Source organism: Curtobacterium sp. PhB137 (assembly GCF_003814955.1).
Taxonomy (GTDB): Bacteria; Actinomycetota; Actinomycetes; order Actinomycetales; family Microbacteriaceae; genus Curtobacterium.
On the sequence record NZ_RKQO01000004.1, the window covers coordinates 405,293 to 419,952 of the forward strand.

Sequence of the window (14,660 nt, forward strand, 5' to 3'; positions counted from 1 at the left end):
CAGCGTATTTGGTCCAGCGTCTGGACGAAAACGCTCGGCGTGTCAGCCCTTGTTCTGCCCGGGCGCGTTCTCCGAGTTGCCCGGACCGGCGTCCGCTGAGGTGCCGGTCGTCGTATCGGTCGTCGTGTCGGCTGCGCCGTCGGCTGGGTCGGCGCCGTCCTGCGGCTCCTGCACCGGGTTCGAGACCGGCGCGCTCGGCTCCGGACCGACGGACGGCTCCTGGCTGGGCTCGGCGGGCTCGGTCGGCTGTTCAGCGGGCTCGGACGGCTGCTCGGCCGGCTCGGAGGGCTGCTGCTCGGCCGGCTCGCTCGGCTGCTGCTGCTCCTGGCTCGGCTGCTGCTCCTCGCTCGGCTGCTGCTCCTCGCTGGGCTGCTGCTCCGTCGGCGCGGTCGAGTTCGTGTCCGTCGGAGCCGGTGTGCCGTCGTCGTCACCGTTCAACGCGAACACCGCGACGCCGATGCCGACCAGCACCAGGACGACCACGACGATCGCCGTGATGATCGGCCCCTTGCGTCGCTTCTCGCGCTTCGCCGGGTCGTCACCGGAGCCCGGACGGACGGGTGGGGCCGCGGGTGGCACGCCGCCACCGCCGGTCGGACCGCCGGTGCCGCGCTGGGCACCGAGGACGGTGGTCGACACGTCGTCCGCGGCGTTCGGCTGCTGGGCGTCCATGACGCGGGTCGCGTCGTCCGCGCCCGGCTGTCCACCCGGACGGGAGGCACCACTCGCCGGCATCACGCGGGTCGCGTCGTCCGCGTGCGCGGCCATCGGAGCCGTGGCTGCGCCTGCGGCTCCGGCCGCGGCTGCTCCGGCTGCCGCGCCGGCACCGGCTGCCGTCAGCGTGCCAGGACCACCGGGCAGGAGCTGCGTAGCGGGCCCGGGCTCGTCGCGGCCCAGGGCGCGGAGTCGTTCGGCTGCCTCGGCCGCGCTCGGGCGCTCGGACGGGTCCTGCGCGGTCATCACGTGCAGGAGCGTGCGCCAGGCCGTCGGCAGGTGCTGGTCGATCTCCGGGCCGCGGGTGAGTCGCGCGGTCGCGGACTCGATGGCGCTGCCCGGGAACGGCGTCCCGCCGGTCAGGCACTCGAGCAGCACCAGCCCGAGCGCGTAGACGTCGGCCTTGCCGGTGATCTCCTGCGCCAGGACCTGCTCCGGCGCGAGGTACGCAGCTGTCCCCATCACGGTGCCCGTCCCCGTTACGCGCGAAGCGTCTCGGAGCAGGGCGATGCCGAAGTCGGCGAGCTTGACGTGGCTGCCGTCGCGCTCGAGCAGCACGTTGGCGGGCTTCACGTCGCGGTGGACGATGCCCTGGGCGTGCACGGCGCTCAGTCCGTCGGCAACCTGCGCGCCGACGCGGGCGGCGGTCGTGGGGTCGAGCGGTCCCTCGCGCAGCCGGGTGGCCAGGTCGCTACCGGGCACGAGCTCCATGACGAGGTACGAGTCCCCGTCCTCGTCGTCGAGGGCAGCGTCGTACAGGGTGACCAGGGCTGGGCTGCGCAGTGTCGCGAGCGTCTGGATCTCCGACTCGGCGCGGGCGCGTTCACCGTGGTCGACCGGTCCGATGCGGAACACCTTGACGGCGACCTCGCGGCCGAGCTGCTCGTCGACCGCCCGGTACACGGACGCCATGCCACCGTGTCCGAGCGTGCCCGTGACGCGGTACCTGCCGCCGAAGACCCGTTCTTCCATGACGGGCAACCTACCGGTAGCGGCTGACGGGCCCGCTCATCCGTCGAGTCCCGGCGCTTGGTGAGCAGAAGGTGTCGAGTCCATTCGACTGACTCGACGTCTTCTGCTCACTGAGGGGTTCCGCTCCCCGACCGCATCGTGACCTGGACGACGTTCGAGGCCCGGAAGACACGGATTCCCTGCCGCTCGACCTCGGACAAGATGTCGAGATCGACGAGCCGAGCGACGGCGTTGCTGGCGGCCTGGTAGGTCTTTCCCAGAGCATTGGCCAACATCGGAACCGTGACGAACGGCGCCCCGATGAGGTAGTCAGCCACGTCGAGGACCATTCCCCGCGCTCCGCTTGCTCGGATGCGATCGCGGTACTCCGCTTGCACCGCCAGAAGATCCGACATCCGGGCTCCTGTGTCCGTCGCGGAGCTGTGGATCCCGTCGGCGAAGAGCGCGACCCACTCGTCCCAGGCCCCCTCTGCACTGACCGCGGCCAGCGCATCCTGGTACTCCTCTCGCCGGGCCTCGAACCACGGCGAGACGCTCAGCAACGGCTCCGTGAGGACGTCAGATCGCATGAACTGCAGGACGATGAGCAAGCGACCGAGACGCCCGTTGCCGTCGATGAACGGGTGCAGCGTCTCGAACTGGTAGTGCGTGAGCGCTGCCGCGACCACTGGGTCGATGTCGCACAGAGGCGCCGTGTCCACCCATTCGAGGAGGTCACCCAACGCACTTCGCAGCGGCGTCCCCGGTGGCATCGGGACGAATCGGGCATCCTCGATGCCACCTCCGCGCGTTCCGATCGCCACTGGAACCGTCCGGATGTGTCCAGCTTGCGGTGTATCTGCGGCAGTGCCACGGACCAGTACCGACTGCAGTTCCTCGAGGAGACCGGTCGTGACGCGGCGCTCCTGCACCCAGGTGAACCCGAGCTCGGCGGTATCCACGTAGTTCAGTACCTCGGACAGAGCCGCGGACCGGTCAGCCTTCCCGACCGCTTCCGCGGCGAGGACGTCGTCCAGCGGCGCAAAGGTGCCCTCGAGCGCGGAGGTGCTCTGCGCCTCTCGCCGGAGAGTCGGAGCACGCAAGATGCCGGGGTTCGGGATCAGAGATGATCCTTGCCGAAGCGCCCCGAGCGCCCGGTTCGCGCGGGCGACCTTGGTCCACGTCACTCCGGACAATGTCGGGACTTCACCGAGCGGGTCCGGTACGAAACCGAAGTGGTCGTACGAGCGGCCGGTCCGACCGTCGACTCCACGAACCGGAACGAGTTGACCGACGGGGCTGCTCCGGAAGCGCGTGAGGTCCATCGTTCCACTTTACGGATCAAAACTTGAACTCGAAGAGGGGTTGTTCAAGTTCCGAAGATGTTTCTGGAACAGGATCGATCGCAATTCAAGTCTTCTTGACGATGTCTGCGTCTGGAGTGGGCTCGGCACCGTGGCGGAGCGCCGTCAGGTACAGCCGGTGCGCCGTGATCACGAGGGCGAGCCAGGCGAGACCCAGCGCCCACGCCGCCAGTACGTCGGTCAGCCAGTGGTGCCCGAGGAACACCCGCGAGGCCCCGACCGACAGCACGAACAGGGTCCCGACGACGATCGTCCACACCCGCGTGACGACCCGCGACTGTCGCAGGAGCAACAGGTACACGATCGTCCCCACGATCACCGTCGCGTTGAGGGTGTGGCCGGACGGGAACGACGGCGAGTGCTCGTAGGGCGGTACCGCGTCGGAGAGCGGCGGACGCGCTCGACCGATGAGGTCCTTGCCCGCGATCGTCATGAGCAGCGAGCCGCCACTCGCCGCGACGAGCAGCACCAACGGGGTCCACGCCCGACGCTGGATGGTGAACCCGACCAGGAACCCGAGGGCGACGATGGGCATGCCGATCGTGCCCGCGATGTCGGTCCACCACGTGACCAGGCGATCCCCCACGGGCGACCGGAGGGTGAGTGCCCAGTCGAGCACCGGACGGTCGAGCACGGCGACGTCGTCGGCTTCGCGGACGGCGTCGTAGACCTCGGAGGCGAGCCAGGTCGCGACGACGGCAATGCCGATCCCGACGGCCAGCGTGAGCAGCAGGAGCGGCATCGCGCCGTACCGGTGACCGAGCGTGGTCCACCCCTGCGCGGTCGCCCGGCCCGCGCGGGTGCGCCAGCGGGTGAGGTCGACCTCGCCGACGGTGCGGTCGGCGGCGTCCCCGCGTTCGGTGTCCATCCGTCCACCCTGCCCAGGTGCGGCGGAGCCCGTCACGAAGTTCCGCCCACGAGTCGCTCGTCGCCGCCGGTCTCCGTCAACATGATCGTGGCTGTGCGTGCGGCCTCGAGCACCTCGTCGTCCGAGGCGTCGGACCCCTGCGCGGCGAACAATGCGGCGCTCACGGTATCGAACGCCATCTGCGCCCGGAGTCGATCAGCCCTCGGCGCGGCCTCGGGGAGCACCCGGTCGACGACGGCGTCGAACCAGGACCGGCGATCGGTTCCCTCGGCGGCCAGCTTCTGCATGATCGGGCGGTTGGCGTGCGCGAACCGCATGCCCTGCACGCGGTCGCGACCGGTGGACTCGACCCACCGCACCGCAGCCCGCCGCAGGAGGTCGGGCCCGGCCTGCTGCGACTCGACCCAGGCGATCAACTCGTCGATCTCGTTGCGCCGCCCGTCGAGGAGCGCCCGGACGATCGCCTCCTTGTTCGTGAAGTGGTAGTACAACGACGACTTCGTGATGTCGAGGGCCTCGGCGATGTCCCGGATGGACGTCCCCTCGTACCCACGCTCGGTGAACTGCTCGAGGGCGACCCGGAGGATCTGCGCCCTCGTCTCGCTGCCAGGTCGTCGGGTCGTGATCGCATCCATGACGTGCATCCTACTTGCCGAACGATCGTTCGGTAAGTAGTGTCGCCTCCAGCCGAACGATCGTTCGGTCAGTCCGACCGATCGGAGCACGCCATGACCAACACCACCACTGCCCCCACCATCGCCGTCGTGGGGGCGGGCCCCGGCGGCCTGCTCACCGCACGGATCCTGCAGCTCGGTGGACTCCACGTCACCGTGTACGACGCCGACGAGTCGCTCGCGGCGCGTGACCAGGGAGGAACGCTCGACCTCCATGCCGACAGCGGCCAGATCGCGATCGAGGACGCCCAACTCTCGCGCGAGTTCACCGCGCTCGCCCGCCCCGAGGGGCAGGCGCACCGGCTCCTGGACCCGTCGGGAACGGTCCTGGTCGACCAGGCCCCCGCCGACGGCGAAGCAGCCGCGCCCGAGATCGACCGTGCACAGCTCCGCCGGATGCTCGTCGAGTCACTCGCGCCGGACACGATCCGGTGGGGGCACCGGGTCGCCGCGGTCAGCGACGGCGTCATCACGTTCACGGACGGCTCCACGGCGTCGGCCGACCTCGTCGTCGGCGCGGACGGTGCGTGGTCGAGGGTGCGTGCAGCGCTCACCGATGCGGTGCCGTCGTACACCGGGGTCACCTTCGTCGAGGCGCTGTTCACCCGCGTCACCGAACAGCACCCCGAGATCGCCGAGCTCGTCGGCGACGGTCACATGTGGGCCAACGGCGACGGACGGACAATCGTGCTCCAGCGAAACAGCGGCGACGTCGTCCGCGGCTACGTCTCGATGCGCGCGGAGCTCGACTGGCTCGCCCACGCCGGGCTCGGCACCGCCGACGGTCGAGGCCGCGTCCTGGACGCGAACGGAACGCAGACGACCGACACCGAGCGCGTCCGGACGGCGCTCCGTGAACGGTTCGCCGAGTTCGCGCCGGAACTCCTCCGCGTCATCGACGACAGCGAGGGGTCGTTGCCGAACCGGCCGATCTTCGCCCTGCCGACGCCGACCAGGTGGGAGCACCGTGTCGGGATCACACTGCTCGGTGACGCTGCGCACGTCATGTCGCCCTTCGGCGGCAACGGCGTCAACCTCGCGCTCCTCGACGGAGCCGAACTCGCTCGCGCCGTCCTGACATCGGCCGGCGACGGCACGTCCCTGGACGACGCCGTGCGCGCGTACGAGGAGCGGATGGTCGAGCGTGGCGCCACGATCGGTCGCGCGGCGAACGACGCGATCGTCGAGCACTACGCCGTCGGCGGCCCGGACCTCGACAGCATCCCGGACTTCGACGCCGAGGCCGTCCGCTGGCGGGACGACGCCGTTGCCTACCGCGCCGCCCGGCGCTGATCGCGGCGCTCCAGCTCGGCACTCCGGCGAGACCGCTGGAGGATGACGAGCCCGATCGTCACACCGAGCGCGGTCATGAACGGGGTCATGAACCACCCGATGACGATCGGGACGGCCCGCTCCGCCGGCGCCTCGACGTGGAGCATCAACGACAGGGCGACGATCGGCAACGCGATCGTGGCCACCCAGCAGACCACCACCAGCACCGTGAGCAGTACGGCGGCACCCCGGTGGTCTGGCCTTCGGTACGGAGTCGTCACGACACCATGCAACCAGGTACCGGTCAGTCCTTCGCCTCGGAGTACGCCCCCACCACCGCGACCGACAGCGGGAACGTCACCGGGAAGTCCTGGAACAGCAAGCGTCCGGCGTCGACCGCGGCTTCACGGATCTGCGTCGCCACCCACTCGGCGTGATCCTCCGGCGCGTGCACCACGATCTCGTCGTGCACGAAGAACACCAGGTGCGGGCCGTCCGTCACGGCCCTGGGGAACCGCGCGGTGAGCCGGGAGCGCAACGACCCCATCCACGCGAGCGCCCACTCGGCCGCGGTCCCCTGCACCACGAAGTTCCGGGTGAACCGCCCCCAGCTCCGCGCCCGTGACTCGACGGCACGCTGCATCGCCGGGGTCCCCTCGACCGTGTAGGCCTGGTTCCTGGCCTCGAACCACGACGACTCCGGCACGGGCGACGTCCGACCGAGCAACGTCGTGACGGCTTCGCCCCGCTCCCCCGCGCGTGCGGCGCGTTCGACCAGGTCGAGCGCACGCGGGAACGCCCGCACCAGGCGTGGGACGAGCCGGCCGCCCTCGCCCTGGGTGGCGCCGTACATCGCGCCGAGCATGGCCACCTTCGCCTGCTGCCGGGTCTCGACCGCGCCCGAGGCCACGACGCCGTCGTACAGGTCGCGTCCGTCGCCCGCGGAGGCCATCGCTCGGTCACCGGCCATCGCGGCGAGCACGCGGGGCTCGAGCTGCGCAGCGTCGGCCACGACGAGCTTCCAGCCCGGGTCGGCGACGACCGCCCCGCGGATGCCCTTCGGCAGCTGCATCGCTCCCCCGCCGTCGGCCGCCCAGCGTCCGGTCACGACGCCGCCGACCACGTACTTCGGGTGGAACCGGCCGTCGCGCACCCAGTCGTCGAGCCACGTCCAGCCGTTCGCCGTCAGGAGCCGCGCGAGTCGCTTGTACTCGAGCAGCGGTTCGATGACGGGGTGCTCGATCTCCTGCAGCTCCCACTTGCGGGTGCTGGTCACCATGAGCCCGGCACGGCGCAACGAGCGCAGGACGTCGGCCGGCGAGTCCGGGTTGAGCGTCGGGTCGTCGAGGCGGTCGCGGACGACGGCGGCGATCTCCTCGAGCCGGCGCGGCCGCACGCCGTACGGGACACGCGGCCCGAGCGTCTCCTCGAGCAAGCGTTCGTGCACGTCGGCACGCCACGGCAGCCCCGCGTGCAGCATCTCCGCCGCGACGAGGGCTCCGGCGGACTCGGCGGTCGTCAGCAGGCGGAGGGCACCGGGCGACGTCGACCCCGCGACCGCCGCGAGCTGTGCCCGGAACTCGGCGACCGGGTCGACGTCGTCGTCCGGCACCGACGCGGTGAACAGCGCGTCGTCGAAGAGCTGGGCCTGCGTCGGCCGGACGACCCGGGCCTCCGCCACCGGAGCGTCGAGCGCGTCCGCCGGTGCCGCCGCGAGTGCGGAGCCACGCGCGGCCAGCGCTGCGCGGAGGATCCGTCGGCACAACCGCAGGTCGACGCAGCGCCCCACGCGTCCGCCGGCGGCGAGCACGGCCGGGTACCAGCGTGCGGTGTCGTCCCACACCCAGCGCACGCCCGGGGCATCGTGCGCCGCGACGAAGGCCGGCAGGCCCGACTCGTCCACGCGCATCGGCTCACCGTCAGCGGTCCCCGAGTCGGTCAGGGGCGTCGCGAGGACGCCGCCGTCGACGCGGCGGAGGACGAGGTGCACGGAACGATCATGCCGTGCCCCACCGTCACCGGCCGACGCCGACGATCAGGAGTCGAGTTCGACGATCTCGGCGGCCGGCGCGTTGGCCTGCACCGAGGCGATGCCGCTCTTCGCGCTCGCCTTGGTCGTGTACCCCTCGGACGTGGCGATGACCTCGCCGTTGCCCGCCTTCAGGTGGAAGCGGTACTCACCCTTGGCGTCGGTCCAGATCTCGAACTTGCCGGCCATGTCGACTCCTCGCGTCGATGCGATGGTGCACGGTGTCCGCGGAACGCGGATCACCTCGCACGCTACCGGTCGACGATCCCGAGCGGAAGAGCCGATCCGGCCCCGCGATCGGGCCGCGCCGGGTTCAGGCGCGCTTCGGACCGCCGGGGCGCACGGCTGCGGTGTCGGCCACGTCGATGCGGACGTCGCCGTCCTCGGCGCGGGACACCTCGACCCGGGGGTCGGCGTCGTGCGCGTCGGACCCGGACATGCGTCGGAAGGTGTCCTGGCGTCGTTCCTCGAACGTCATGTCCACGCCGTCGTCGAGGTGGTCGTGGTCGGGCTTCGTCATGCGCTGCACGGTACGCGCTGACTGCTGCGCGCGATCAGACGACGGGTGCGGTGCCGGTCCGTTCGGTCCAGTGCGCGCCCGCCGCCCACCGGTCGAGCACCGCCAGGGGCAGGCGACCGGACGCGTTCGAGGCGCGCGCCGTGGCCAGCGGCACACCGAACACGAACTTCGCCACGCTCTCGTCGCCCTCGGCGGCGTCGTGCGGGCCGGGTGGCGCGAGCCGGAACCGTCGGGCGAAGCGCACCAGGTTCGCGTCGGGGCCGAGCACCGCGGCCAGACCGGGATCGAGGATCCACGAGCGGCACTGCCACCGGTCGGCGGCGAGCGCCGGTGCGAGGGCGCGCAGGACGTCCGGCGCGCGGGCGAAGGACCGGTCGCAGGCGTCCGGATCGAGCGGCCCGGTCTCCGGGACGTGGACGCCCCAGGCCGGCTGGCCGTCCGGCAGGTGGTCGCCGAGTTCGTACTGGAGGCGCCCCACGGCCACCACGCGACCGGTCGCCACCGCGACGAGCCAGTCCACCCCCGTGCCACGCAGACCGTACCGGTCGAGTTTCCGGCCGACGTCGGCGACGGACGCCTCCGCCAGGCTGCGCGGGAGTCCCCGCGCTTCGAGCCCCGCGGCGTTGCCGGGCACGGACGCGCGGAGCGCGGCGACCAGCAGGGCGTCCCGCTGGGCGGGCTCCGCGTCGACGACGGTGGCGGCCAGTGCGGCCGCCACCGTGGCGGAGTCGTCCGGCGACCCCACGGCGGCGGCGAGGACCGCGACGGACGCGGGACGGGCCTCCTGGCCGGGGGTGTCGGCGGTCACTTCAGACCGGACGAGGCGAGCCCGTCCATCACCCGCCGCTGCAGGACGATGAACATGATGAGCACCGGGGCCATGGCCATCAGGCTCGCGGCCATGAGCACCGGGTAGTCGATCGTCCGGTCGCTCGACAGCGTCGCGAGTCCTGCGGCGAGGGGCATGTCCTCGGCACGGGTCGAGACCACGAGCGGCCAGAGCAGCTCGTTCCACGACCACAGCACCGTCGTGATCGCGAGCACGCTGATCGAGGGACGGGCGAGCGGCAGCATGATCCGCCAGAACGTCTGGAACGGGTTCGCGCCGTCCATGCGCGCAGCCTCTTCGAGCTCGGGCGGCATGTTCAGGAACGCCGTCCGCATCAGGAAGGTGCCGAACGCGCTGAACAGGCCCGGCGCGACGATCCCCATCAGGGTGTCGAGCCATCCGAGCCCCTGCACGATCTGGTACTGCGAGATCAGGTAGACCTGCGACGGCACGAGCAGGATCGACAACACGATCGCGAGCAGGATCGCCCGGCCGCGGAACCGCATGCGGGCGAAGGCGTAGCCGGCGAGCGTGCAGAGCACGATCTGCGCGAGGGTGCGGATGATCGTGACGTACACGGACGTGCCGAGCTGGCTGAGGAACGGCAGACGCTCGAAGACCTGCGCGTAGTTCTGCCACTGCAGCTCCCCCGGCCAGAACGTCGGGGTGACGGACTGCACCTGGGCGTTCGTGGACAGCGACATGATGATCTGCCACACGAACGGGAACGCCATCGCGAAGCCGCCGACGCCGAGGACGACGTGGATCCACCAGTGACTGCCGCCGCGACGACCGGGCCGGCGTGCTGCCCGTGGCGGTGTGACGGTTGCGGTCATGCCTGCACCCACTTCCGTTGGACACGGAACTGCACGAGCGTGACGATGCCGATGAGCAGGAAGATCACCATGGCGATCGCGGCCGCGAAGCCCTTGTCGTTGTCGATGAACCCGGCGCTGTAGAAGTAGAAGACGAGCGACATCGTCTTCGGGATCACCGGGTTGGTGCTGCCGAGGATGGCGTAGAGCAGGTCGAACAGCTGGAAGCTCGAGATCGTCGTGACGATGACCACGAAGAAGATGCTCGGGCTGAGCAGCGGGACCGTGACGGAGCGGAACTGCCGCCAGCGGCTCGCGCCGTCGAGCTCGGCGGCCTCGTACAGCTCCGGTGGGATGTCCTTAAGGCCTGCGCCGAGGATGATCATCGAGAACCCGAGGGACGACCACAGGCCGACGAAGCTCACTGCGACGAGCGCGAACCCGGGCGTCGAGATCCAGTACGGGCCGTCGATGCCGAACAGTCCGATGAACCAGTTCACGATGCCGTAGTCGCCGTTGAACATGATGCGCCAGACGAGGGCGATCGCGGCCGGCATGGCGACGTAGGGCAGGAAGAAGAGCACCCGGTAGAACTGCGCGAACCGCAGGCCCGGGGTGTTCAGCAGGCTGGCGAGCCACACCGCGATCGGGATGCCGGCCAGCACGATGACCGTGTAGACGATCGTGTTGAGCAGCGACTGGTACAGCTGCGGGTCACCGGCGAGCCGCACGTAGTTCGCGACGCCGCTGAACGTCGCACCGCCGAACACGCCCCAGCTGGTGAAGGAGTACCAGAACGTCTGGATGATCGGCCAGATGTAGAACGTGCCGACGCCGATGAGCAGCGGCAGGACGAAGAGCCACGGCCACCAGCCGTCGGTCCGTCGGGTTGCGCGCTTGCCGCCGGCCGTCGGGCCGGGGGCGCCCCGCCCGGACGAACGCGTCGTCCGGGCGGGGGTGGAGGCGGCCTGCGGCCGCTCGGTGTTGATCGTCATCGGCTCGGGACTCACTGTTCCTTGGCGAGGGCGGCGTCCATCTTCTGCGCGAGCTGCTTCGCGACGTCGTCGACCGGGGTCGAACCGTCGAAGGCGTTCGGCAGGAGGTTGGTCTCGAGGGTGTTCCACGCGGCGGTGTTCTTCGACACCGGCAGGGGCTTGGCGTAGTCGACGGCGTCGAGGAACACCTGCAGGTCGGCGTCCGGCATCGTCTTCGTGAAGGCGGACTGCGTGCCCTCGTAGGCCGGGATGACGGCGCCCATGTCGCCCTGCTGCTGCTGGGCGGTCTTGCCGGCGAGGTAGACCTGGAGCGCCTGCGCCGCGGCCTTGTTCTTGCTCGCCTCGGACACGACGTTCGAGACACCGTGGATGACGGTCGCCTGCTCCTTGCCCTTCGGCAGGGGGTACACGACGATGTCCTTCTCCATCGCGGTGCCGGTCAGGGCCGAGCGGAACCAGCTGCCGCCCTGGTACATCGCGAGCTTGCCCGACGTGAACCACTGGTCGGCGGTGGTGTCGGTGAGCTGCTTCATCGACGGCGAAGCGCCCGAGTCGATCAGGTCCGTCCAGAACTGCAGACCCGCTTCCGATGCCTTCGAGGCGTACTCGGACTTCGTGCCGTCCGCGTTCACGACCGATCCCCCGGCCTGGAAGATCGTGTCGTAGTAGGTCGTCTGGCCGTCCATGCCGCCGGCCGCGCCGTACGCGCCGTCGGCCTTGAGCTTCTCGCTGAGCTCGGCGCCGGTCTTCTGGAAGTCGTCCCAGGTCCAGTCCTTCGACGGCAGGTCCATGCCGGCCTTCTCGAACAGGGCCTTGTTGACCCAGACGCCGATGGTGTCGAAGTCCTTCGGCACGCCGTACTGGGTGTCGTCGTACGTGTACAGGTCGTTCAGCGCGCTCGAGTACTTCGCGGGGTCGATGTCGCCGGCCTTGACCTCGCCGGTGATCGGCGCGAGCTTGCCGTTGGCCGCGTACAGCTGGAAGTTGGGGCCGTTCATCCAGAACAGGTCGGGCAGCGTGTTGCTCGAGCCCTGGGTCTGCAGCTTCGTCCAGTAGTTGGCGAACGGCGTGACGTCGACGCTGACCTTGATGTCCGGGTACTCCTCGTTGAAGCCCTTGAGGTTGGCCTTGATCGCCTTGACCTGGTTCTCGTCCCAGACGGCGTACGTCAGGTTCGCCTTGGTGTCCTTCGCGGCGGCGGTGTAGTCGCCGCCGGAGCTCGACGCCCCGGAGGACGTGGAGCACCCGGCGAGGAGTGCGGCCGCGCCGAGGGCGGCGACGGCGCCGACGAGGATCCGGCGGACGCCGGTTCCTCGGGCGGGGATGTGTGCGGTCATCGGGAGATCCTTTCGCACGGCCGTCAGGAACCGACGGTCTGGGCGGGGTGGGTGGGGTGCGGAGCGGGTCGTGTGGAGGGTGTGGCGGGCCGGCTGAAGTGCGCGATCGTCTCGGCCGGCAGCGGCGGGACGTCGATGGGGACGGAACCGGTGCGCAGCGAACGGGTCGCCAGGGCACCGGCAGCGACCGCGGCGCGCGCCGCGATCGGGGACAGCTCCGTCGGTTCGCCGAGGGCGACGGACCGCAGGAACTCGGTCATGGTGATCAGGTCGGCGTCGGCGTGGCCGTCCTCGACGCCATCGATCGGGTACTCGCGGTCCCCCGCGGTGTCCCAGCCACGACGGTGCGTCCAGACCTTCACGACGCCACCGCCGGTGTCGCCGATGTTCTCGAGGCGACCCTCGGTGCCGATGACCGTGTAGTTCCGCCAGTAGTCCGGGGTGAAGTGGCACTGCTCGTAGCTGGCCTGCACGCCGTTGTCGAGCGTCATCATCACCATCGAGACGTCCTCGACGTCGACGACCGGGTTCAGCCCGGTCTGGGCGAGTGGCGGCCAGTTGTCGTGGGAGAACCAGTCCCCCATCAGCTCGCCGCTGCGGTCCCGTCGGTCGGTGACGTCGCCGTAGACCGACAGTGACCCCATGCCCACGACGCGGCTGGTGTCCCCGCCGCCGAGTGCGTGGATGACGTCCAGGTCGTGACTGGCCTTCTGCAGGAGCAGGGAGTTGACGTTCGCGCGGTCGGCGTGCCAGTCCTTGAAGTAGTAGTCCCCGCCGTTGCCGACGAAGTGGCGGCACCAGACGGCCTTGACCTCGCCGATCTCGCCGCGGTCGACGATCTCGCGCATCAGGCGGACGACGGCCGCGTGGCGGAAGTTGTGGCCGACGTAGAGCGGGGTGCCCGTCTCGGCGGCGGTGTTGAGGACCGCGTCGGCGTCCTCGACCGTGATGGCGAGGGGCTTCTCGAGGTAGACGGCGATGCCCGCGCGGAGCAGGTCGATCGCGATCTCGGCGTGTGTCCAGTCCGGCGTGGTCACGATCGCAGCGTCGACCTGGTCGGTGAGGTCCCGGTGGTGCTCGACCACCAGCGCATCGGGGTACTCGACCCGCCCGCGCTCGCGGCCCGCTGCGGTGACGTCCGCCACGGCGACGACCTGCGCCTGCAGTGCCGGGTCCGCGGCGACCGCCTCGGCGACGTGCCGTGCGATGGCGGACCGCTGGCCCATCCCGATCACCGCGACGCGGAGGATCCCGTTGTCAACGCCCATGCTCATCTCGCTCCCTTGCGTGATTGTGACGCCCATGATGCCGAATCGATCATGAATGCACAATAGGCGCTCACGGATCGCTCATGGGTCCACGACGGGAGGGTTTTACACGATCGAAACGTCGCGCCCGGGATCCGGGCGCTCGTCCGTCGGCTCAGTCGGCGACGACGAGCTCCACGCCGGCGCTGGCGAGGTCGGCTGCGAAGGCCGGCGGGACGGGCTGGTCGGTGACCAGGACGTCGATGCGGTCCAGCGGGCAGATCCTGGCGAACGTCGACCGCTCGATCTTGGTCGAGTCGGCGACCACGATGACCCGTCGGCCGACCGAGGCGAAGTGCCGGCTGACCTCGGCCTCGCCCTCGTGCATGGTCGTGGCGCCGTACTGCCCGGTGAGCCCGTCCACCCCGAGGACCACGAGGTCGAGCGCGAACTCGTCGAGGGTGTCACGGACGAGTGGGCCGACGAGCTCGTACGACTGCCGCCGCGCGACCCCGCCCGTGACCACGATCTTGACGTTGGCGCGGACGGACAGCTCGTACCCGACGTTGAGCGCGTTCGTCACGATGGTGATCCCGAACTCGCCGTCGGCACGGATGAACCGCTCGCTCTTGCCGAGTTCTCGCGCGACCTCGGTCGTGGTGGTCCCACCGTTCAGCCCGACGGTCTCGCCCGGCTGCACCAGTCGCGCTGCGGCACGGGCGATGGCGGTCTTCGCCTCGGCCTGGCGCGCGATCTTGTACTGCAGGGGCAGTTCGTAGCCGGCCCCGAGCGCCGCGGCTCCGCCGTGCGTGCGCGTGACGAGCCGCTGGTCGGCGAGCGTCGTGAGGTCGCGTCGGGCCGTGGCGGCCGAGATCCCCAGCAGCTCGCCGATCTCGGCGATCGACACGTTGCCGCGTTCGCTCACCAGTTCGAGCAGGGCGTTCAGCCGCTGTTGGGGGGTCATGACGGCCATCCTACGGTGCCATCGCGACTGCTCGGTGATCGGAATTGACGCTTTGGTCTTCCATCGCGCACGATCGCTCGC

The 14,660-nt window shown here is 70.4% G+C and carries 14 protein-coding genes and 1 pseudogene; 1 reads left to right on the forward strand and 14 read right to left on the reverse strand.

What is annotated here, in order from left to right; all coding sequences use genetic code 11:
- Positions 1 to 42 precede the first annotated feature (42 nt).
- The 4 genes from EDF28_RS02230 to EDF28_RS02245 form a co-directional block, all read right to left on the reverse strand.
- Positions 43 to 1,686, reverse strand: coding sequence for a serine/threonine-protein kinase (locus EDF28_RS02230; RefSeq protein WP_123937023.1), 1,644 nt, complete (start codon positions 1,684 to 1,686; stop codon positions 43 to 45).
- A 107-nt stretch (positions 1,687 to 1,793) separates the two neighbouring features.
- Positions 1,794 to 2,990, reverse strand: coding sequence for a Fic family protein (locus EDF28_RS02235; protein WP_123937024.1), 1,197 nt, complete (start codon positions 2,988 to 2,990; stop codon positions 1,794 to 1,796).
- A gap of 85 nt (positions 2,991 to 3,075) precedes the next feature.
- A complete protein-coding gene (locus tag EDF28_RS02240; protein WP_123937025.1) occupies positions 3,076 to 3,897 on the reverse strand; it encodes a phosphatase PAP2 family protein in 822 nt (273 codons plus the stop codon).
- Positions 3,898 to 3,929: 32 nt separating this feature from the next.
- A complete protein-coding gene (locus tag EDF28_RS02245; protein WP_123937026.1) occupies positions 3,930 to 4,532 on the reverse strand; it encodes a TetR/AcrR family transcriptional regulator in 603 nt (200 codons plus the stop codon).
- Between the two features lie 93 nt (positions 4,533 to 4,625).
- On the opposite strand from EDF28_RS02245, the gene EDF28_RS02250 reads away from it, so the two are divergent.
- Positions 4,626 to 5,864: an NAD(P)/FAD-dependent oxidoreductase gene (locus tag EDF28_RS02250; protein WP_123937027.1), complete on the forward strand. Its 1,239-nt coding sequence runs from the start codon at positions 4,626 to 4,628 to the stop codon at positions 5,862 to 5,864.
- Here EDF28_RS02250 and EDF28_RS02255 read toward each other — a convergent pair.
- The 10 genes and pseudogenes from EDF28_RS02255 to EDF28_RS02300 form a co-directional block, all read right to left on the reverse strand.
- Positions 5,843 to 6,124 (reverse strand): hypothetical protein, encoded by a 282-nt coding sequence (locus EDF28_RS02255; RefSeq protein ID WP_123937028.1) that lies wholly within the window; start codon positions 6,122 to 6,124, stop codon positions 5,843 to 5,845. The two genes, EDF28_RS02250 and EDF28_RS02255, sit on opposite strands and share 22 nt — an antisense overlap.
- Before the next feature lie 23 nt (positions 6,125 to 6,147).
- Complete coding sequence (locus EDF28_RS02260) at positions 6,148 to 7,833, reverse strand: bifunctional 3'-5' exonuclease/DNA polymerase (RefSeq protein WP_123937029.1); 1,686 nt, start codon at positions 7,831 to 7,833, stop codon at positions 6,148 to 6,150.
- Positions 7,834 to 7,911: 78 nt separating this feature from the next.
- Positions 7,912 to 8,061: pseudogene (locus EDF28_RS02265) on the reverse strand (YegP family protein); the annotation flags it as partial.
- Between the two features lie 124 nt (positions 8,062 to 8,185).
- Positions 8,186 to 8,392: a hypothetical protein gene (locus tag EDF28_RS02270; protein ID WP_111083557.1), complete on the reverse strand. Its 207-nt coding sequence runs from the start codon at positions 8,390 to 8,392 to the stop codon at positions 8,186 to 8,188.
- 34 nt (positions 8,393 to 8,426) lie between these two features.
- Positions 8,427 to 9,200, reverse strand: a complete 774-nt coding sequence (locus EDF28_RS02275; protein WP_123937031.1) for a hypothetical protein — start codon at positions 9,198 to 9,200, stop codon at positions 8,427 to 8,429.
- The gene (locus EDF28_RS02280) at positions 9,197 to 10,057 is read right to left on the reverse strand and encodes a carbohydrate ABC transporter permease (protein ID WP_165901014.1); all 861 of its coding nucleotides are present in this window, start codon (positions 10,055 to 10,057) and stop codon (positions 9,197 to 9,199) included. Before EDF28_RS02280 ends, EDF28_RS02275 begins: the two co-directional genes overlap by 4 nt.
- Positions 10,054 to 11,031: a carbohydrate ABC transporter permease gene (locus EDF28_RS02285; protein WP_123937032.1), complete on the reverse strand. Its 978-nt coding sequence runs from the start codon at positions 11,029 to 11,031 to the stop codon at positions 10,054 to 10,056. The genes EDF28_RS02280 and EDF28_RS02285 overlap by 4 nt, the downstream gene beginning before the upstream one ends.
- Positions 11,032 to 11,042: 11 nt before the next feature.
- Positions 11,043 to 12,368 carry a sugar ABC transporter substrate-binding protein gene (locus EDF28_RS02290; RefSeq protein ID WP_123339407.1) on the reverse strand — a complete coding sequence of 442 codons (1,326 nt, stop codon included), beginning with the start codon at positions 12,366 to 12,368 and terminating at the stop codon, positions 11,043 to 11,045.
- A 23-nt stretch (positions 12,369 to 12,391) separates the two neighbouring features.
- Positions 12,392 to 13,642 carry a Gfo/Idh/MocA family protein gene (locus tag EDF28_RS02295; protein ID WP_123937611.1) on the reverse strand — a complete coding sequence of 417 codons (1,251 nt, stop codon included), beginning with the start codon at positions 13,640 to 13,642 and terminating at the stop codon, positions 12,392 to 12,394.
- A gap of 148 nt (positions 13,643 to 13,790) precedes the next feature.
- Positions 13,791 to 14,579: a DeoR/GlpR family DNA-binding transcription regulator gene (locus EDF28_RS02300; protein WP_165901013.1), complete on the reverse strand. Its 789-nt coding sequence runs from the start codon at positions 14,577 to 14,579 to the stop codon at positions 13,791 to 13,793.
- Between the last annotated feature and the right edge of the window lie 81 nt (positions 14,580 to 14,660).